The 19,635-nt window shown below is 64.9% G+C and carries 18 protein-coding genes; 6 read left to right on the top strand and 12 right to left on the bottom strand.

Annotated features, from left to right (window positions below; translation table 11 throughout):
- Positions 1–62 precede the first annotated feature (62 nt).
- The 3 genes from VGR99_RS02670 (at position 63) to VGR99_RS02660 (ending at position 2,914) form a co-directional block, all read left to right on the top strand.
- Positions 63–1,748, top strand: a complete 1,686-nt coding sequence (locus VGR99_RS02670; protein WP_326896752.1) for a long-chain fatty acid--CoA ligase — start codon at positions 63–65, stop codon at positions 1,746–1,748.
- A 17-nt stretch (positions 1,749–1,765) separates the two neighbouring features.
- Entirely contained in the window at positions 1,766–2,320 is a 555-nt protein-coding gene (locus VGR99_RS02665; RefSeq protein ID WP_326896751.1) for a DUF924 family protein, read from the top strand.
- A gap of 108 nt (positions 2,321–2,428) precedes the next feature.
- Positions 2,429–2,914 (top strand): peroxiredoxin, encoded by a 486-nt coding sequence (locus VGR99_RS02660; RefSeq protein ID WP_326896750.1) that lies wholly within the window; start codon positions 2,429–2,431, stop codon positions 2,912–2,914.
- A 177-nt stretch (positions 2,915–3,091) separates the two neighbouring features.
- Here the strand turns inward: VGR99_RS02660 and rnhA are convergent, their stop codons facing one another.
- Genes rnhA through ispH form a run of 3 tightly spaced genes read right to left on the bottom strand, consistent with a single transcriptional unit; the run spans position 3,092 to position 5,511 of the window.
- Positions 3,092–3,556, bottom strand: a complete 465-nt coding sequence (gene rnhA / locus VGR99_RS02655) for a ribonuclease HI (RefSeq protein ID WP_326896749.1) — start codon at positions 3,554–3,556, stop codon at positions 3,092–3,094.
- Positions 3,553–4,536 carry a homoserine kinase gene (locus VGR99_RS02650; RefSeq protein ID WP_326896748.1) on the bottom strand — a complete coding sequence of 328 codons (984 nt, stop codon included), beginning with the start codon at positions 4,534–4,536 and terminating at the stop codon, positions 3,553–3,555. Before VGR99_RS02650 ends, rnhA begins: the two co-directional genes overlap by 4 nt.
- 6 nt (positions 4,537–4,542) lie before the next feature.
- On the bottom strand, positions 4,543–5,511 hold the full coding sequence (gene ispH, locus VGR99_RS02645; RefSeq protein ID WP_326896747.1) for a 4-hydroxy-3-methylbut-2-enyl diphosphate reductase: 969 nt from the start codon (positions 5,509–5,511) through the stop codon (positions 4,543–4,545).
- Between the two features lie 254 nt (positions 5,512–5,765).
- Here ispH and VGR99_RS02640 point away from each other — a divergent pair, with 254 nt between their 5' ends.
- Positions 5,766–6,458, top strand: a complete 693-nt coding sequence (locus VGR99_RS02640) for a DUF1013 domain-containing protein (RefSeq protein ID WP_326896746.1) — start codon at positions 5,766–5,768, stop codon at positions 6,456–6,458.
- Positions 6,459–6,542: 84 nt separating this feature from the next.
- Here the strand turns inward: VGR99_RS02640 and VGR99_RS02635 are convergent, their stop codons facing one another.
- The 5 genes from VGR99_RS02635 to VGR99_RS02615 all read right to left on the bottom strand — a co-directional run bounded on the left by VGR99_RS02635 (position 6,543) and on the right by VGR99_RS02615 (position 12,380).
- Complete coding sequence (locus VGR99_RS02635) at positions 6,543–7,289, bottom strand: OmpW/AlkL family protein (RefSeq protein ID WP_326896745.1); 747 nt, start codon at positions 7,287–7,289, stop codon at positions 6,543–6,545.
- Between the two features lie 179 nt (positions 7,290–7,468).
- Positions 7,469–7,738, bottom strand: coding sequence for a hypothetical protein (locus tag VGR99_RS02630; protein WP_326896744.1), 270 nt, complete (start codon positions 7,736–7,738; stop codon positions 7,469–7,471).
- 114 nt (positions 7,739–7,852) lie between these two features.
- Positions 7,853–9,766: a propionyl-CoA synthetase gene (locus VGR99_RS02625; RefSeq protein WP_326896743.1), complete on the bottom strand. Its 1,914-nt coding sequence runs from the start codon at positions 9,764–9,766 to the stop codon at positions 7,853–7,855.
- Between the two features lie 341 nt (positions 9,767–10,107).
- Positions 10,108–11,493 carry a tetratricopeptide repeat protein gene (locus VGR99_RS02620; protein ID WP_326896742.1) on the bottom strand — a complete coding sequence of 462 codons (1,386 nt, stop codon included), beginning with the start codon at positions 11,491–11,493 and terminating at the stop codon, positions 10,108–10,110.
- A 122-nt stretch (positions 11,494–11,615) separates the two neighbouring features.
- Positions 11,616–12,380 (bottom strand): tetratricopeptide repeat protein, encoded by a 765-nt coding sequence (locus VGR99_RS02615; RefSeq protein WP_326896741.1) that lies wholly within the window; start codon positions 12,378–12,380, stop codon positions 11,616–11,618.
- A gap of 90 nt (positions 12,381–12,470) precedes the next feature.
- Here VGR99_RS02615 and VGR99_RS02610 point away from each other — a divergent pair, with 90 nt between their 5' ends.
- On the top strand, positions 12,471–14,048 hold the full coding sequence (locus VGR99_RS02610; RefSeq protein ID WP_326896740.1) for a sodium:proton antiporter: 1,578 nt from the start codon (positions 12,471–12,473) through the stop codon (positions 14,046–14,048).
- A gap of 70 nt (positions 14,049–14,118) precedes the next feature.
- Positions 14,119–14,889: a hypothetical protein gene (locus VGR99_RS02605; RefSeq protein WP_326896739.1), complete on the top strand. Its 771-nt coding sequence runs from the start codon at positions 14,119–14,121 to the stop codon at positions 14,887–14,889.
- Positions 14,890–14,962: 73 nt separating this feature from the next.
- On the opposite strand, the gene VGR99_RS02600 is transcribed toward VGR99_RS02605, so the two are convergent.
- The 4 genes from VGR99_RS02600 to VGR99_RS02585 form a co-directional block, all read right to left on the bottom strand.
- Positions 14,963–15,769 (bottom strand): glucose 1-dehydrogenase, encoded by an 807-nt coding sequence (locus VGR99_RS02600; RefSeq protein WP_326896738.1) that lies wholly within the window; start codon positions 15,767–15,769, stop codon positions 14,963–14,965.
- Positions 15,770–15,860: 91 nt separating this feature from the next.
- On the bottom strand, positions 15,861–16,238 hold the full coding sequence (locus VGR99_RS02595) for a DUF1850 domain-containing protein (RefSeq protein ID WP_326896737.1): 378 nt from the start codon (positions 16,236–16,238) through the stop codon (positions 15,861–15,863).
- Complete coding sequence (locus tag VGR99_RS02590) at positions 16,235–18,346, bottom strand: TRAP transporter permease (RefSeq protein WP_326896736.1); 2,112 nt, start codon at positions 18,344–18,346, stop codon at positions 16,235–16,237. Before VGR99_RS02590 ends, VGR99_RS02595 begins: the two co-directional genes overlap by 4 nt.
- Positions 18,347–18,611: 265 nt before the next feature.
- Positions 18,612–19,559, bottom strand: a complete 948-nt coding sequence (locus tag VGR99_RS02585; RefSeq protein ID WP_326896735.1) for a TAXI family TRAP transporter solute-binding subunit — start codon at positions 19,557–19,559, stop codon at positions 18,612–18,614.
- Positions 19,560–19,635 lie beyond the last annotated feature (76 nt).

Here is a 19,635-nt window from a genome sequence, read left to right as displayed (position 1 = left end):
ATACTGCCGGCAATGAGGCAAGCCCGAGACACAACGGGCTCAGGCAAATGAGGGGAGTTTCCATGGAGCGCATCTGGCTCAAGCAATATCCGCCCGGCGTGCCCGCTGATATCGAGCCGACGCAATACGCATCGCTGGTCGACCTCCTGGAGGAGAGCTTCACCAAGTTCGCCGACCGCAAGGCGTTCATCTGCATGGACAAGTCGATCAGCTATCGCGACCTCGACCAGATGTCGGTCGCGCTCGGCGCCTACCTGCAGAGCCGTGGACTCCAGCGCGGCGCGCGCGTCGCGATCATGATGCCGAACGTGCTGCAATATCCGGTCGCCACCGCCGCGGTGCTGCGCGCCGGCTTTGCCGTCGTCAACGTCAACCCGCTCTATACCCCGCGCGAGCTCGAGCATCAGCTCAAGGATTCCGGCGCCGAAGCCATCATCGTGCTGGAGAATTTCGCGCACACCGTCCAGCAGGTGATCGCGAAGACGCCGGTCAAGCACGTCATCGTCGCCAGCATGGGCGACCTGCTCGGCTTCAAGGGCGTGATCGTCAATCTCGTCGTCCGCCGCGTCAAGAAGATGGTGCCGGCCTGGTCGCTGCCGGGCTCGGTGTCGTTCAACGATGCGCTGTCGGCCGGCCGCGGCATGACGTTCAACAAGCCGAAGCTGTCGCCCGGCGACGTCGCCTTCCTGCAATATACCGGCGGCACCACCGGCGTCTCCAAGGGCGCCACGCTGCTCCACCGCAATATCGTCGCCAATGTGTTGCAGAACGATGCCTGGCTCCAGCCGGCGATTGCCGCGCCGCCGCATGTCGAGCAGCTCATGATCGTCTGCGCGCTGCCGCTCTATCATATCTTCGCGCTGACGGCCTGCTATCTGCTCGCGGTGCGCGCCGGCGGCTGCAATTTGCTGATCCCCAACCCGCGCGACATCCCCGGCTTCATCAAGGAGCTGGCCAAGTACCAGGTCAACAGCTTCCCGGCCGTCAACACGCTCTACAACGGGTTGATGCACCATCCTGATTTCAAGAAGCTCGACTTCTCCAAGCTGAAGATCTCCAACGGCGGCGGCATGGCCGTGCAACGCCCCGTGGCCGAGCAGTGGAAGGCGGTGACCGGCTGCTTCATCGCCGAGGGCTACGGCCTGTCCGAGACCTCGCCGACGCTGACCTGCAATCCCGCGACCACGACCGAATTCTCGGGATCGATCGGCATTCCCGTGCCCTCGACCTGGATCTCGATCCGCGACGACGACGGCAACGAGCTGCCGCTCGGCCAGGCCGGCGAGATCTGCGCCAAGGGTCCGCAGGTGATGTCGGGCTACTGGAACAGGCCGGAAGAGACCGCCAAGGTGATGACCGCCGACGGCTATTTCCGCACCGGCGACATCGGCGTGATGGACGAGAAGGGCTTCACCAAGATCGTCGATCGCAAGAAGGACATGATCCTGGTCTCCGGCTTCAACGTCTATCCGAACGAGGTCGAGGAAGTGATCGCGAGCCATCCGGGCGTGCTCGAATGCGCCGTGATCGGCGTGCCCGACAGCGGATCCGGCGAAGCGGTGAAGGCCTTCGTGGTGAGGAAGGACCCGAACCTCACGGCAGAGGACGTCATCAAGTTCTGCCGCGAGCAGCTCACCGGCTACAAGGTGCCCAAGCAGATCGAATTCCGCTCCGACCTGCCCAAGACCAATGTCGGCAAGATCCTGCGCCGCGAGCTGCGCGACGAGAAGAAGGCTCAGGCGGCATAAGGCCGCCTTTCCGGTTGATGACCGACATCGGCAACATCACGCCATCAGGCATTCTCGCCTTTTGGCGCAAGGGCGGCCGCGAGCGCTGGTACAAGCACCACGACGCGTTCGACGCGGAGGTCCGCCGCCGCTTTCTCCCACTCTGGCAGAAGGCGGCCGGCGGCGGGCTGGCATCCTGGGAAGCCAGCGACGACGGCGCGCTGGCGCTCGTCATCGTGCTCGACCAATTTCCCCGCAACATGTTTCGCGGCACGCCGCAGGCCTTCGCCAGCGATGCGCTGGCGCGCGACGTCGCCCGCCGTGCCATCGAAAGAGGCACCAATCGCAGGATCGATCCTGTGCTGCTCGAATTCCTCTACATGCCCTTCATGCATTCCGAGCACCTGCCCGACCAGTTGCACTGCGTCGCGCTGTTTGAAAACACCGATAACGCCGAAAACCAGAAATACGCCCGGGAGCACGCCGATATCATCCAGCGGTTCGGCCGTTTCCCCCACCGCAACCGCCTGCTCGGCCGCGACACCACCGAAGACGAGCAGGCCTTCCTCGACGGCGGCGGTTTTGCCGGCTGATGACATCACGGTGAAGGGCCGCGGCCCCTGCCACTTCCGCCACCGGCAATATTGTGCAGTCCGTCCGCACGGTCTAAAAAGCGGGACCGATTTTCAGGGAGACTGACGATGGCGATCCAGACTGGCGAGAAGCTGCCCGAGGCGAAATTCCGCGTGATGACGGCGGAAGGCCCGCAGGTGAAGACCACCGACGATATCTTCAAGGGCAAGAAGGTGGCGCTGTTCGCCGTGCCCGGCGCCTACACCGGCACCTGCCACAAGATGCATCTGCCGAGCATCTTCCTCAACGCCTACGCCATCAAGGACAAGGGCGTCGACACCATCGCCATCATCTCCGTCAACGACGCCTTCGTCATGAACGCGTGGAAGCGCGACACCGACCAGCGCGACGAAGCGGTCTTCCTGGCCGACGGCAATGCCGACTTCACCAAGGCGATCGGCATGGAGCTCGACGCCTCCGCCAACGGCCTCGGCATCCGCTCCAAGCGCTATTCGATGCTGGTCGAGGACGGCGTGGTCAAGAAGCTGAACCTTGAGGCGATGCCCGGCAAGGTCGAGGTCTCCGGCGGCGATACGCTGCTGGGGCAGCTGTAAGGCGAGACGTCCTCGCGCCACTTGCACAACTGTCATCGCCCGCGAAGGCGGGCGATGACAGTACGCCGAGGCTTCTCGGCTCAATCACAAGCGTCTCTGGAATACTGGATCGCCCGGTCAAGCCGGGCGATGACAGTTGAACACGAGGCTGCAACGGCGACGACGTCGACGGCGCCTCTACTCCGCCATCCGCTGCTGCGTCCTGGCCTTCACGATCCCGTCCCGCGCGAGCTGATCCGCGCGCTCGTTCTCGGGATGCCCGGCGTGGCCCTTGACCCAGTGCCAGCGGACCTCGTGCGGCTTCAGCGCCGCATCCAGGCGCTGCCATAGCTCGACATTCTTCACCGGCTTCTTGTCGGCGGTGCGCCAGCCGTTGCGCTTCCAGCCGTGGATCCAGCCGGTGATGCCCTGCCGGACATACTGGCTGTCGGTGTAGAGATCGACGGTGCACGGCTTCTTCAGCGCTTCGAGCGCGGAGATCGCCGCCATCAATTCCATCTGGTTGTTGGTGGTGTGGCGCTCGCCGCCGTTCAGCTCTTTTTCCTTGTCGCCGAACTTCAGGATTGCGCCCCAGCCGCCGGGCCCGGGATTTCCCGAGCACGCGCCGTCGGTATAGATCGTCACATTGGGACGCTCGCTCACGCGACCAGTCCTGACGGCATCAGCCCGTAATCGCGCACGCTCGTCACGCTCTGGTGGAAGCGCAGCTTGCGGACATATTCCAAGGGATCCTTCGGCTTGACCAGCGCTCCGGGCGGCACGTTGAGCCAGTCAACCAGCCGCGTCAGCAGGAAGCGGATCGCGGCACCACGCGCGAGCAGCGGCAGCGCGGCCTCTTCGGCTTCGGTCAGCTTTCGCACCCGGCCATAGGCATTGAGGAAGGCGCGCGCCTTGGTGACGTTGAAGGAATGATCCGGCTCGAAGCACCAGGCATTCAGGCAGATCGCGACGTCATAAGCCAGCATGTCGTTGCAGGCGAAGGTGAAGTCGATGATCCCCGAGAGCTTGTCGCCGAGGAAGAAGACGTTGTCGTTGAAGAGATCGGCGTGAATCACGCCTTCCGGCAGATGGGTCGGCCAAACGCCACCCGAGAGATGATCGAGCTCGGCCGCGAGAAACGCACGCAGGCCCGGCTGCACCTCGTCGGCGCGGTCCGCCGCCGCATTGAACAGCGGCCGCCAGCCCGCGACTGAAAGCGCATTGGCGCGCTTGATCGCGAAGTTCTCGCCGGCCAGATGCATCCTGGCCAGCCCCTCGCCGACGCCGGCGCAATGAGCCACGTTCGGCTTGCGCGGCCAGACGCCTTCGAGAAAGGTGATGATCGCGGCGGGGCGGCCGGACAGTTCGCGCAGCGCCTCGCCGTCCTTCGCTCTCACCGGCAGCGGGCAGCTCACGCCGTGCTCGGCCAGATGCGTCATCAGCGCGAGGAAGAACGGCAGATCGTTCTTCGCCACGCGCTTCTCATAGAGCGTGAGGATGAACGAGCCTTTGGTCGTGTGCAGCAGGAAGTTGGTATTCTCGACGCCCTCGGCGATGCCCTTGTAGGAGAGCAACTCGCCGAGATCGTATTGATTGAGGAAATCCGCAAGCTCGTCGGCGGCGACGTCGGTATAGACCGCCATAAAGGTCTACTCGGCGGCGGCTTCGGGGCGCACTTGGCGCGGCAGCGGGAAGAACTCGTTCTCTTGCGCGGCCGAGACCGTCTCCACATGCAGCGTGTAGCGCTCGGCGAACGCGTCCATGATCTCCTCGACGATCACTTCAGGCGCAGACGCACCCGCGGTGATGCCGAGGCTCTTGATGTTGCCGAACTTGCTCCAGTCGATGTCGGTGGCACGCTGCGCCAGCACCGCGATCCCACAACCCTCGCGCTCGGCGACCTCGCGCAGGCGCTGCGAGTTCGACGAATTGGGGGCGCCGACCACGATCAAGGCGTCAACCACCGGCGCCACCTTCTTCACCGCGAGCTGGCGGTTGGTGGTGGCGTAGCAGATGTCTTCCTTGTGCGGGCCGTTGATGTTCGGGAAGCGCTCCTTGAGCAGCGCCACGATCTCGGCGGTGTCGTCGATCGACAATGTGGTCTGGGTCACGAAGGCCAGATTGTTCGGATCCTTCGGATTGATGGTCTTGGCGTCCTCGGCGGTCTCGATCAGGGTGACCGCGCCGACCGGGAGCTGGCCGAGCGTGCCGACCACTTCGGGGTGGTGGGAGTGGCCGATCAGGAAGATCTCGCGACCGCGCTTGAAGTGGATCGCGGCCTCGCGGTGAACCTTGGTCACCAGCGGGCAGGTCGCATCCAGCGAGAACAAATTGCGGGACTGGGCGTCGGCGGGAACCGACTTGGGGACGCCATGGGCCGAGAAAACCACCGGTGCGGTGGTGTTTTCGGGGATTTCGGCCAGCTCCTCGACGAAGATGGCGCCCTTCTTCTTCAACCCGTCGACGACATACTTGTTGTGCACAATCTCATGGCGAACATAGACGGGGGCGCCGTACTTATCGAGCGCCCGTTCCACGGTGTCGATTGCCCGGACCACCCCGGCGCAGAAGCCGCGGGGAGAACAAAGCACGATCTTGAGGTCTGGTTTGGCTGACATTGAGCAATCTCGGGACCGAATCACCTCGCCAAATGGGCGGGACCGCGGTCGGTGGATGGAATAGGGCTTAGGTACGGGCCTACAGGACTTGAAAGGGAATTGGGCCCCCTTTCGGGCGCTGTCAAGGCACTATCTATAGCAGAACCATTGCGTGGCTACCCCCTCCGGGCTTATATAGCGCGAATTCCCTGTCATCGCTGATGACCACCGGTTTCGCCTCCAGAGGGGTGGGCGAAGCACAAAGGAGATTTGCCATGAGCAACGCACCTCTGATGCCCAAGGCGACCGCCGTTTGGCTGCTCGACAACACCGCGCTGACCTTCGACCAGGTCGCCGATTTCACCAAGATGCATCCCCTCGAGGTGCGCGCGATCGCCGATGGCGACGCCGCCCAGGGCATCAAGGGCATGGATCCCCTCTCCAACGGCCAGCTGACCCGCGAGGAGATCGAGAAGGGCGAGAAGAATCCGGACTACCGGCTCCGCCTCCAGGAGAGCAAGGTGGTGCTGCCGCCGCAGCCCAAGCGCAAGGGCCCGCGCTACACCCCGGTCTCGCGCCGCCACGAGCGCCCGAGCGCCATCCTCTGGCTGCTGCGCAGCCATCCGGAGCTCAAGGACGCCCAGATCATGCGCCTGGTCGGCACCACCAAGAGCACCATCGCCAGCGTGCGTGACCGCACCCATTGGAACACGTCCCAGCTGACCCCGATCGATCCGGTCACCCTCGGCCTCTGCTCGCAGATCGAGCTCGATTTCGAGGTGCAGCGCGCGGCGAAGGAAAAGCCGATCGACGCAGCCTATGGCGGCGCCACCCTGCTGCCGGCCTCGGAGACCACCCGCAAGGACGAGTACGAGCCGGCGGAGAAGTCCAGCGACGACCTCAACGTCGACGCCGTGTTCGCCAAGCTCAAGACGCTCGGCGGCAAGAAGCAGGACGAAGAGGAGTAATCCTCCGCCGTCCAACCGCAACCGAATGCAAACGCGGCGGGAAAACCCGCCGCGTTTTTGTTTTGTATGGTTACTGCCGTGCCCTCAGAACTTGTACGTCACACCGCCGCCGACCAGCCACGGGTCGATATGCGCGGTGCCGGTGACGGGCAGGCCCGAGACGGTCGCGCTGTAATCCGGCCGCAGCCAGAGCTTCTTGACGTCGACGTTGAGACCCCAGTGCCGGTCGAGCATGTAGTCGAAGCCGAACTGCACGGCGCCGCCCCAGGCATTGCTGACATGGAGGCCCGTGGTGGTGGCGGCGATCGCGGGCGGGCCGGCGATGACGGACGGCGCATTCGCAGCCGAATTGTTGAAGAACACGGTGTAGTTCACGCCGGCGCCGATATACGGCTTGAACGCGCCGAAATTGTCGAAGTGATATTGCAGCGTCAGCGTCGGCGGCAGCAGCGTGGTCTTGCCGATCGGCAAATTCGCCAGCGAGCCGGTGCCGCTGATCGAATGCCTGGTCACGCCGAGGATCAATTCGGCCGCGATGTTCTTCGTGAAGAAATAGCTGATGTCCAGCTCGGGCACGACCTGGTCGCTGATCGAGAGCCCGGAATTCGGCGACGACAGCGAAGGCACGCCCGCGACATTGACGGTCGAGCCGCCTGCATCCGGCAACACGCCGAGCACACGCAAACGCACCATCCACGGATTGAAGCTCTCGGCCGGCGGCGGCGCCTTCTTGTAGACAGGCAGATCGGCCGCCTGCGCCGAGGCAAAAGTCCCCGCGAGCATCGCGCCAAACGTCGCAAGCCGCGCCACGTTTCTTATCGTTCCGTTCATTGCATTCCCCTTCAGCCATAGGCGCGCTTCGTTGCGCGACATGTGCGTCAGAGCAGAAAGGGGATGGCCAAGGATTTGACGCCGATCAAATCAGGACAAACGCGACACGATTTGGCCGCGGCGTTGCAGATGTGTCACGAGAAACGCGAGGAGTGCGCAGGATAATTCCGCAGCCGGTGTCAGGGACGCTCGGGATGGTTCAGCATGTATTCGCCGAGATCGCGCTGGCGGCGGTCGGAGCGGGCGGTGGCGGCGTTACGCTGGACGTCGCGGTCCTTGCGACAGGCCACGTATTCGGGCGAGCCCTGCGCATAGCCGCGGCTCTGGCACACCGCATCGTCATCATCGCCGCCCATGGCCACCGGCGTCTGGTAGCGCGCCGAGCAGGCGGAGAGGGCGATGGCGAGAGCTACGGCTGCAAGCAGGCGCGGCGCGGCGGCGAGTGGCATAGGAGGTCCCCTGTTGGCCGGCCCTGTTTAGCGCGGAATGAGGAGATTGTAAGTCGGCACACCGTCATTCCGGGTCCAATGCTTCGCATCGCCCCGGAATGACGGGCCCAAACCTCACACCCGCCCCTTCAGCGCCTCCCCGATCTCGTCCAGCACCTTGGGATCCTCGATCGTCGCCGGCATGGTCCAGGCCTCGCCATCGGCGATCTTCTTGATGGTGCCGCGCAGGATCTTTCCGGAGCGCGTCTTGGGCAGGCGGCCGACGGTGATGGCGAGCTTGAAGGCGGCGACTGGGCCGAGCTTGTCGCGCACCAGTGCGATGATCTCCTTCTCGATCTCGGCTGGTGCCCGCTTCACGCCGGCCTTGAGCACGAGGAAGCCGCACGGCACCTCGCCCTTGATCGCGTCCTTGACGCCGAGCACGGCGCATTCGGCGACATCGGGGTGCGAAGCCAGAATCTCCTCCATGCCGCCGGTGGAGAGCCGATGACCGGCGACGTTGATGATGTCGTCGGTGCGGCCCATGACGAAGACATAGCCGTCCTCGTCCTTGTAGCCGGCGTCGGAGGTTTTGTAATAGCCGGGGAATTCGCTCAAATACGCTTCCTTGAAACGCGCATCCTGATTCCACAGCGTCGGCAGGCAACCTGGCGGCATCGGAAGCTTGATGACGATCGAGCCCATGGTGTTGGGACCGACGGGCTTTGCAGCTTCGTCCACGACGTCCACCTGATAGCCCGGCATCGGCACGGTCGGCGAGCCGTGCTTCACCGGCAGCATGCCAAGGCCAACCGGATTGCCGGCGATGCACCAGCCGGTCTCGGTCTGCCACCAATGGTCGATGACAGGCACCTTCAGCTGCTGCTCCGCCCATTCCACCGTCGGCGGATCGGCGCGCTCGCCGGCGAGGAACAGCGTGCGGAACTTGGAGAGATCATATTGCCGGATGAACTTTCCTTCCGGATCCTCCTTCCGGATGGCGCGGAACGCGGTCGGCGCGGTGAAGAACGCCACCGCCTTGTGCTCGGAGATCACGCGCCAGAACGCGCCGGCATCGGGCGTGCCGACCGGTTTGCCCTCGTACATGATCGAGGTCGCGCCATGCAGCAGCGGGCCGTAGATGATGTAGCTGTGGCCGACCACCCAGCCGATGTCCGAGCCGCACCACCAGACCTCGCCCGGCTTGACGCCGTAGAGGTTGAACATCGACCATTTCACCGCGACGAGATGGCCGCCATTGTCGCGCACGACGCCCTTGGGGATGCCTGTCGTGCCCGAGGTGTAGAGAATGTAGAGCGGATCGGTGGCGGCGACCGGCACGCAAGGCGCCTTTTTGCCGTCGTTCATCGCCTTGCGGCGCAAGCTGGTCCAATCATAATCGCGGCCGGGCGTGAGGTCGCAGGTGAGTTGCGGCCGCTGCAGCACGATGCAGGCCTTGGGCTTGCTGCCAGCAAGCTTGATGGCCTCGTCGAGCAGCGGCTTGTATTGCACGATGCGGCCCGGCTCGATGCCGCAGCTTGCGGAGAGAATGAGTTTGGGCTGCGCATCGTCGATGCGGGTGGCGAGTTCCTTTGCGGCAAAGCCGCCGAACACCACGGAGTGCACCGCGCCGATGCGCGCGCAGGCGAGCATCGCAACCACGGCCTCCGGCACCATCGGCATATAGAGGATGACGCGGTCGCCCTTGGCGACGCCAAAATCCTGCATGACGGCGGCGAGCGCCTGCACCTCGGCAAGCAGCTCTGCATAGGTGAATTTGGTAACCGAGCCGGTCAGCGGCGAATCATGGATCAGCGCGACCTGGTCGGCGCGGCCGCGTTCGACATGGCGGTCGAGCGCGTTGTAGCAGGTGTTGACGACGCCGCCCGTGAACCAGCGGCCGTAGACGCCCTGCGAGGCATCGAAGATCGTCTTCGGCGGCTCGATCCAGTCGATCTCCGTGGCCGCCTCGGCCCAAAAGCCCTGCGGATCGGCCAGCGAGCGCGCATGGACCTCGTGATAGAGACTCTTCTTCCCCTGGACGTTCATTCCCGCGCTCCCGTTACCTTTGTTCGCCTGGCCCGGACCTGACCGACAGGACGAGCGTCCCGCCATGACAGGGATCAAGGACCGGCGTTGTTTGAGGGGTATTTTCCCGGGATCGGGGCGCGGTTCAAGCTGAAAAGGATCGGCCTTTTGGGGGGAGCAATGATCGTCAGAAGGGCGATTGAGGCAAACTGAAAGCCGGCGCGAGGGTGAGCCCTCTCCCCCCTTGCGGGGGAGAGCGGGAGAGAGGGGTAGCCGCGAACTCCGCTCCGAGTGTGTGGCTACCCCTCTCCCTAACCCTTCCCCGCAAGGGGGGAGGGAACACAGTGTGCACGTGGTAGCAGCTAGCTCTCCATCGCATTCAGCCGCTGCAAGCGATCCTGCATGACCTTCCGGAGATCGTAGCCGGGCCTTCCAAAACTCGCGTTCCGGGTCGCGAGGAAATCGCGTTGGGTCTTGCGCAAATCGCTGGCCGAGCGCTTGCTCACCACCTTGAGCTTGCGCTCATAGGTCTCGGCGATCTGGCGGTCGAGCACGCCAAGCTGCGGATCGGCGCAGATCACCTTCTCGACCTCGCGCCTCGCCGTGGCGCAATCGAAGGAGGGACCGTTGCCGGAATTGGCCGCGAGCGGACGCTGCGGCTCATCGCCGAATTTCGCGATCTCCGCGATCATGGTCCGCTTTCCGTTGGCGGCGTTGTCGTTGCCGGGATCGAGCTTCAGCGCGGTCTCGTAATCGGCCAGCGCCTTCCTGCGCTCGCCAATCTTCTTGTAGAGCACGGCGCGGTTGTTGTAGGTCTGCGCGAAATTCGGATCGAGCTTCAGCGCGGCTTCATAGTCGCTCAAGGCCGAGCCGAGCTCGCCCTTGAGCTGATAGGAATCGCCGCGGTTGGTGAAGAAGTTCGGCCTCGGCGCCAGCCGCAGCGCCTGACCGTAATCGGCGATCGCCTCGTCGTACTTGCCCATCGCGGCCAGCGACAGGCCGCGATTGTCGTAATATTCCGGCACCTTGGGATCGAGCCTGATCGCCTCGCCGTCGTCGGCGACGGACTTGTCGAGCTGGCCGAGCTTCTTGTAGGCCGCGCCGCGATTGGTGTAGCTGCGCGGCCGGTTCGGATCGAGCCGCAGGGCCTCGCTGAGATCGCGGACCGCCTTGTCGTTGTCACCGCCGAGATAATAGGTCACGCCGCGGTCGGACCAGGCCTGCGCATAATCAGCCTTCAGCTTGATCGCCTGGTCGTAATCGGCGAGCGCGCGGTCGAGCCGGCGCTGGCTGGTGTAGACCACGCCACGCAGCTCGTAAGCCTCCGCATCCTGCGGATCGAGCTCGATCGCCTTGCTGAGGTCGGAGGCGGCGCGGTTGAGGTCACCACCGGCTTCGCGCAGCAGGTCGCCGCGCAGGCGCCAGGCCTTTGCATTCTTGCCGTCGAGCGCGATGGCGCGATCGATGTCCCGCAGCGCCTGCGTGAGGCCGCCCGAAGTCCGCGCGTTGGCGTCGGCGCGAACCAACAGCGCCGCGGCGCGGTCGGAGGATGGATTCGAAGCCTGGTCGACAATAGCGCTGCACGCCGTGATCAGCTCGGCCGGAGCGGCCTTGCTGCCGGGAACGCAATCGACGGCAGCCGAGGCCGGAGCCGCGAGAACAAGGCTCATGGCCGCGCTGAGCAGGAAAGCGCCAAGCGGGAGTTTGGCAAACGGGAACATTTGCGCGGAAGAACGCGTGCCGCACATCAGGAAGACTCCGTGACTTCAGGTTTTCACCATTGTCGCGGCAGGCAAGGGATGGGTTCAATTTCGGGCCTGTCAGGGGCGCACGGGCGTCTGCACTCCCTCAGGAAGAGGCGAAGAAGACCTCAATACCCGTCCACGCCGTTGATCCGCTGCAGCCGCTCCTGCATCGCCTTCTTCAAATCGTATCCCGGCCGCCCGTAACCGGCATTGCGGCGGGCAATGAACTCGTCCTGCTCGCGCTGGAGCACCTTGGCTTCCGCAGGGTTGCGCGCCTCCCGGATCGCACGCTCGTTCGAGCCAAAGATCTCGCGGTCGAGATCGGCGAGCTCGCGATTGCCGCAGATCGCCTTCTCCACGGCACGCGTCGCGCCCTTGCAATTGAAGCTGGGCTTGCCGGCGACCGCCATCTGCGCCCCGATCCGCTCGAGCTCGCGCGCCATCGCCTTGTGATTGGCCTTGGCCTTCTCCTGGTTCGGATCGATCTTGAGCGCCGCACCGAAATCCTGCACCGCCTTGGGCTTGTCGCCCTTCTTCAGCCAGAGCTCGCCGCGCGCGTTGAAGACATCCGCGAGCGTGGGGTCGAGCTGCAAGGCCCGGCTGTCGTCGGCAATCGCGCGATCGATCTGGTCATGCCGCGCGTATAGCGCACCGCGCGCAACCAGCGCCTTGACCAGATCCGCCTTCGCCGTCTTCTCGTTGTCGATCACGGCCGCGCAGGCGGAACTGGCCTTGTCCATGTCGTCGGCCGCGCTGGCGGCAAGGCAGGGCGCGATATCGACCTGCGCAACAGCGGCCGGCTCGCCGCCGGTCGCAGCAAAGCCCGCGTTGAGCGAAAACGCTGAGAGCACCACGGCCCCGGACAGTCGAATCAGTTTCTGAAAACGCATGCTTGTTGCAGTCGGAAAGTCTTGTTCGCTCTTGTTCGCTCTTGCCTTGGGGCCGCACTATCCATCATACGGCCGGATTGGTGCTAGCCTGTGGCACCGCCAAAACCGGTTTCGGGGACGATCGTGTCGACATTCGAATGGATCATCGCGCTGCTGCTCGGCGCCGTTGCATTATCGGCGCTGGCGCGGCGGATCAAGGTCCCCTACCCGACCTTTCTGGCGATCGGCGGCGCGCTGATCGCTTTCGTGCCGAACAGCCCGACCTGGACGCTGGAGCCGGACCTCGCATTGGCGCTTTTTGTCGCACCGGTCCTGCTCGATGCCGCCTTCGACACCTCGCTGCGGGACCTCCGCAACAACTGGGTTCCGGTCTCGACCCTGGTCGTCGCCGCGGTCGGCCTGACCACGGCCGGCGTGGCCTATGTCGCACACCGGCTGGTGCCCGACATGCCCTGGGCCGCCGCGATCGCGCTCGGCGCGATCGTGGCGCCGCCGGACGCTGCGGCCGCGGTTGCGATCCTGAGCCAGGTCAAGCTGCCCTACCGCATGGTGAAGGTGCTGGAGGGCGAGAGCCTGCTCAACGATGCCAGCGCGCTCCTGATCTATCGCATCGCCGTCGGCGCGGTCGTCACCGAGCATCTGAGCTGGAGCCAGGTCGCGCCGACGATGGCGCTGGCGCTGGTCGGCAGCGTCATCGCCGGTCTTGTCGCGGCCCGTCTCATCCCGCCCATCATGGAGCGCGTCAAGGAAGCACCGAGCGCCATCATCGTTCAGTTCGCCACCACATTCCTGGTGTGGATCGCCGCCGAGCATCTCGGCCTCTCCGGCATCCTCACCATCGTGGTCTACGCCATCGCCATGGCGCGCACCGCGAGCGAACGGATGCCGGCGCGGCTGCGGGTGCCGTCCTATGCGGTGTGGGAAACGATGGTGTTCGTGCTCAACGTGCTCGCCTTCATGCTGATCGGCATGCAGATGCGGCCGATCTGGACGCGGCTCGATGCGGACATCCGCTGGGAGTATTGCGTGGCGGCGGCCTGGATCCTGCTCACGGTGGTCCTGGTGCGGCTTGCATGGATCACGTTCTACCGCACCACGCTGCGCGTGCTGATCGCACACGACATCTACCATCCGAAGGATCCCAAGCAGGTGGCCTCGCCGAAGGGCGGCCTCATCATCTCCTGGTGCGGCATGCGCGGCCTCGTCACGCTCGCCACCGCCTTCGCGCTGCCGGAGAACTTTCCCTATCGCGACTTCATCGTCTTCATCGCCTTCGCCGTCGTGCTCGGATCGCTCATCATCCAGGGCCTGACGCTGCGGCCGCTGATCCTGGCTTTCGGTCTCAAGGACGACGACCCCGTCGGGATCGAGGTCGCGCGCGCTCGCGCCGCGTGCTATCGCGCTGCGCTCGATGCGATCGAGGACGATCCGTCGGAGGAGGCGGAAATCCTGCGGCTCGAATACCGCGCCATCCTGATGCAGGCCGACGACGATCCGCACGGCGGCATCGCCAATGGCGAACTGCCCGCCGATCCGCTGCGCCGCCGCGCCATCGCCGCCGCGCGCAAATCGATCTTCCATCTCCGCGCCACCGAGGTGATCGGCGACGATGCATTCCATCGCCTCGAGGAGGAGCTTGATCGCGCAGAATTGAGCGCGGGCGGCTGATCAACGTGCGCCAGATCACACAGGGCAATCTGGCGTTGAACCGGGCGGTCTCCTCACAGACTCATCCCTTATGACAGTCCTGATCGACGACCGTCGTGTACGCGCGCGAGATGCGTCGCCTGCACGATATTTTTATCTCCACATGGCTCTGGCCTGCGCGGCGACCGCCTTTCTCGGCTTCGCACCGACCTATTGGATGCCGCTCGCCCACGGGAAACTGTCCGCGAGCCCGGTCATTCATTTTCACGGTTTCTTGTTCTTCACCTGGACGCTCTATTTCGTGCTCCAGACCTGGCTCGCGGCGTCGGGCCGCGTGGTCAATCACCGCGCCCTCGGCATCGCCGGCGTCTCGCTCGCGACCGCAATGACAATCTTCGGCTTCCTTGCCTCGGTGACCTCGATGAAGCACGCGGCCGCGCTCGGCCAGACCGATGCGGGCATCGCCTTCTCGATCGTGCCGATGAGCGGCATCGCGTTCTTTGCATCGGTGTTCGTGCTTGCGATCATGAACACGCGGAGGCCCGAGATTCACAAGCGCCTGATGCTGCTGGCCGCGGTCTCGATCCTCGACGCCGCCATCGCCCGCTGGTTCCTGACTTTCCTCGCCCCTCCCGGACCGCCCGGCCCGCCGCCGGTCCCGGTGACGATCGCCCCTGCCGTGGTCGCCTCGCTCCTGCTCGTCGTCGCCATGGTGCGCGACTGGCGCACCGAAGGCCGCGTGCATCCGGTCTACATCTACGGCACGCTCGCGATGCTCGCGGTGAAGTTCCTGAACTGGCCGGTCAGCGAGACGGCGGCGTGGCATTCGTTCGCCGGCGGAATTCTGGCGCTGGCGCAGTAAGTCGCCAAACACGCCACTGTCGTCCCGGACGAGCTTTGCGCGCCCCGGGACGACAGCGGAGACTGGAGCTAAATCAAGCCCCCGCCTTGCACGTGATCCCGCCGTCGACCACGAGCTCGATCCCCGTCACATATTTCGACTCGTCCGACGCCAGGAACAGCGCGGCATTCGCGACGTCCCAGGCCTCGCCCATGTGTCCCATCGGCACCTGCGCATCGCGGGCGCGCCACATCGCCTCGACATCGCCCTTGGCGTAGCTGTTGGCGAGGCCGGCGGAATGCTCCACCATCGGCGTCTTCATCAGGCCGGGCAGGATCGCGTTCACCCGCACATGGTTCTTCGCGAACTCGATCGCGGTGGAGCGCGTCAATTGGTTCATCGCCGCCTTGCTGGCATTGTAGCTGACGTAGGAAATCCCGACATGGCGGATCGAGGCGATCGAGGAGATGTTGATGATCGAGCCGCCGCCCTGCTTCACCATCACGGGGATGACGTGCTTCATGGTGAGATAGGCACTCTTGAGGTTGACGGTGAAGACGCGGTCCCAGCTCTCCTCGGCGACATCGACCACGCTGCCCATCTCGGCGATGCCGACATTATTGTCGAGCACGTCGATGCGGCCATAGGCCTTCAGGCACGCCGCGACCATCGCCTCGATCTCGTTATGTCGCGCCACGTCGGCCGTGAAGGCCGTCGCCTTGCCGGCTTCGCCGTTGATGATCTTCGCGGTCTCCTCGGCCGCCGCGCCGTTGCGATCGACGCAAAACACCTGCGCGCCCTCACGCGCAAAGGTGACCGCGGTCGCCTTGCCGTTGCCCCAGCCGGGTCCGATCGAACCGGCTCCCACCACCATCGCAACCTTGCCCTTGAGCCGATCCATCGCGTGTCTCCCGTGTTGTTGTACTTGTAGCCCGGATGAGCGCAGCGACATCCGGGGCCACCGTTCCCGGATGTCGCTCCGCTCATCCGGGCTACGGATCCTTGCAGACCTTCATCGTGGTGACGTTAGCACCGACGGGATGGCCGACAATCTCCGAAAGCGTCTGGCAGCTTCCCTCACGGCACAGCCGCCACTCTCCCGCCGCGCCGGAATTACCGAGCACCACTTCCGGCATCGGTGCACGCGCGGGCTGCCATTGAAACCAGCCGTCGACCAGCCGCGCCTCCGGCGGCGGCTCCATGCCGGGGCCGGTGCCCTTGACGCGGGCCTGCACCAGCTCGAGGCCGGCAGGCGTGACGCGCCAGTCTTCCTGCCAGTCGACCTTGGCGATCGAATGCGTCCACGCCAGCGTGAAGGCGGACAGCGCGAGCGCTTTCACGCCTCCAGCCGTTGCGAGGCAGAGGCTCACGCCGCCTCGACGACAGCAGGCGGACGCTGCCGCCACTGCCACAGCACGAGCGCGGCCGAGAGCACGAAGCCCGCGGTGTCGCTGAAAGCGAAGTCGCCCAGCAGGCACATCGCGGCGCCCAGCGCCACCACGCGTTCGATCAGCGTCAGCCGCGTGAACAGGAAGCCGATCGCGACCATGCCGAACAGCGCGATCGCCACCAGCGCCTTGAAGGCCGCCAGCGCCACCGCGCCGTAGAAGCCGAGCTTGGCCGCCATGGGATCGCCCGCCTGCAGCATCAAGGCCGGCGAATAGACGAAGATGAAGGGGATGACGTAGCCGGCGAGCGCGATGCGCATCGCCTCCCAGCCGATCTTGTCCGGATTCTCCTTCGCGATCGGCGCCGCCGCGAGCGCTGCGAGCGCCACCGGCGGCGAGAGGTCGGCCATGATGCCGTAATAGAACGCGAACATGTGGCTCGCGATCAGGGGCACGCCGAGCTTCGCCAGCGCAGGTGCTGCGAGCGCGGCGGTGATGATGTAGGTCGGGATGGTCGGAATGCCGGTGCCGAGCAGGATCGACAGCAGCATGGTCATGATCAACGCCAGGAACAGGCTCTTCTCGCCGAGGCCGATCACCCAGCCCCCGAAGATGGTGCCGACGCCGGTCTGCGACATCATGCCGATGATGACACCGACGATGGCGCAGGCCATGCCGACGGTGATCGCCGACTTGGCGCTTTCGGCCAGCGAGTCCCGACAGGAGCGCAGTGCGGACATTCCGCCGCGAACGAAGGCAGTGATGAGGATCAGCGCGACGACGACGCAGCCGACCGGCACGATCTGGAGACCCTCACGCGACAGCGCCGCCACGACGAGCGCGAGGCCGATCCAGAAGATGTACCGGATCACATTCGACGAGACGCCGGCCGTGATACTGGCCCCGAGGATCAACGCCACCGTCAGGGCAAGGCCCATGCTGCCGGCATAGAGCGGCGTAAAGCCTTCGAACAGCATGTAGACGAGGGCTGCGAGCGGCAGCACGAGATACCAGCCCTTCACCAACGCCCTCCAGGCGCTCGGCGTCTCCGACTTCTTCATGCCGGTGAGGCCATGCTTGCCGGCTTCCAGATGCACCATCCAGAATGCCGAGGCGAAATAGAGGATCGCGGGGATCGCCGCCGCCTTGACGACCTCCGAATACTGGACGCCGAGCGTCTCCGCCATGATGAAAGCGACCGCGCCCATCACCGGCGGCATGATCTGGCCGCCCATCGAGGCCGTCGCCTCGACGCCCGCGGCGAATGCACGGCGGTAGCCGAACCTGATCATCAGCGGGATCGTGAACTGGCCGACCGTGACGACGTTGGCGACGCCCGAGCCGGAGATCGTGCCCATCATGCCCGAGGCGAACACCGCGACCTTGGCTGGGCCGCCGCGGGTCCTGCCAAATAACCCCAGAGAAACGTCGGTGAAGAGCTGGATCATGCCGGCGCGCTCCAGGAACGAGCCGAACAGGATGAACAGGAAGATGTAGGTCGCCGAGACGTAGATCGGCACGCCGTAAAAGCCCTCGGTGCCGAACGACAGATGCGTGACGATCTGGTCGAAATCGTAACCGCGATGGTTGAGCGGCGACGGCAGGTACTGGCCGAAGAACCAGTAGAGCATGCAGGCACCGCACATCAGCGGCAGCGCCGCGCCCATCAGGCGCCGCGTGCCCTCGAAGATCAGCACCGCGAGCAGCGTACCGACCGCGAGATCGAGCCGGGTCGGATCGCCGTCGCGCGCGATCAGGTCGGCGTAGAAAATCCATTGATACAGGCCACAGAAGAAGCCGGCGGCGCCGATCACCCAGCCGAGCGCGCGCCCGGCATTGCTCTTCGCGGTGAAATTGGCGATCAGGCCGAAGGTGAGCAGGACCAGGAAGCCGACATGGACGCCGCGCACCACCTGGCTCGGCAGGTAGTTGAAGGCGGCGACATAGAGCTGGAAGGTCGCGAACGCGATGCCGATCCAGTAGGCGAGCTGGCCCCACCAGCCCGGGCCAAAGCCCTCCGGAAAGCCATGCTCGAAATTGTCGAATTCAACCTTGATGGGCGCCGCGGTGCCCTCTGCCTTTTCCAGCATCTCAAATCGCCCCAGTCCAACCGGCAAACTTCAAAGCACCGACACGGTCTACCCGCGCCGTCATGCCCGGGCTTGTCCCGCCTGCGGGGCCGAAGCCCCTTCGGCGCGGCGAAGGCCCGGGCATCCACGAAGACTCTCTCCGCCGTCATTCCGGGGCGATGCGAAGCATCGAACCCGGAATCTCGAGATTCCCCGGTGCGCAATTGCGCACCTGAGGTCTGGTCCTTCGGACCATCCCGGAATGACCACGCAGGAGGGAGCCGACCTACTTGATCAGCCCTTTTTCCTTGTAATAGCGGATCGCGCCGGGGTGCAGCGGAACCGGGCTGCCATTGGCGGCCGCCTCGAGCTTGATCTCCTTGCCGGCCGCGTGCGCGTTGGCGAGCTCGGGCAGCGATTCGAACACCAGCTTGGTCATCTGATAGGCGAGGTCGTCGGACACGGCCGAGCTGGTCACGAGGTAGTTGACCACGGCCGCCGTCGGCACGTCCTTGTCCTGGCCGGTATAGGTGTTGGCCGGGATGATCGCGGAGATGAAGGGCGGGCCGATCTTGTCGACCGTCTCTTTCGGCACCGACACCACCGTGATCGAGGCCGAGGTCGAGAGATCCTTCAGCGAGGCGACACCGAGACCGGCCGACTGAAGCGTCGCGCCGAGCTGGCGGTTCTTCATAAGGTCGACGGATTCGGCGAACGGCAGGTATTCGACCTTGCCGAGGTCCTTGTAGCTCATGCCGGCGGCGGCCAGGATCGCGCGGGAATTCAGCTCCGTGCCCGATTTCGGCGCGCCGACCGACAGGCTCTTGCCCTTGAGGTCCGCGAGCGTCTTGATGCCGCTCTCCGCCGTCGCGACGATCTGGATGTAATTCGGATAGATCGCGCCGATGGTGCGCAGCTTGTCCAGCTTGTTCTTGAAGCCGGCTTCCTCCTCGCCTTCCCAGGCGGCTTTCAGCGAATCGCCGAGCGTGAACGCGAGTTCACCGCGGCCCTGCTGCAGCAGGATCAGATTCTCGACCGACGCCTTGGTGGCCTGCACCTGCGTCTTCACGTTCGGAATCTTGTCGCCGTAGATCTTCCCGATCGCGACCCCGAGCGGATAGTAGACGCCGGAGGTGCCGCCGGTCAGCACGTTGATGAAGGATTGCGCATGCGCGCAAGGTGCCGACGCCGCCAGAGCAAGAGCCGCGGCCGCGCCGAAAATCGTCCGTTTCATGGTTGTTGTACTCCCCAAACCGGCGGCGAAGTTGGCCGGATGAGGGATGCGGGTCAACCCATCCAAAAGGCAAAAC

The sequence above is a fragment of the Bradyrhizobium sp. genome, assembly GCF_035935975.1.
In the GTDB taxonomy this organism is placed as follows: Bacteria; Pseudomonadota; Alphaproteobacteria; order Rhizobiales; family Xanthobacteraceae; genus Bradyrhizobium.
Note: the sequence above shows the minus strand (reverse complement) of the source record. Positions and strands in the feature narration are given on the sequence as shown.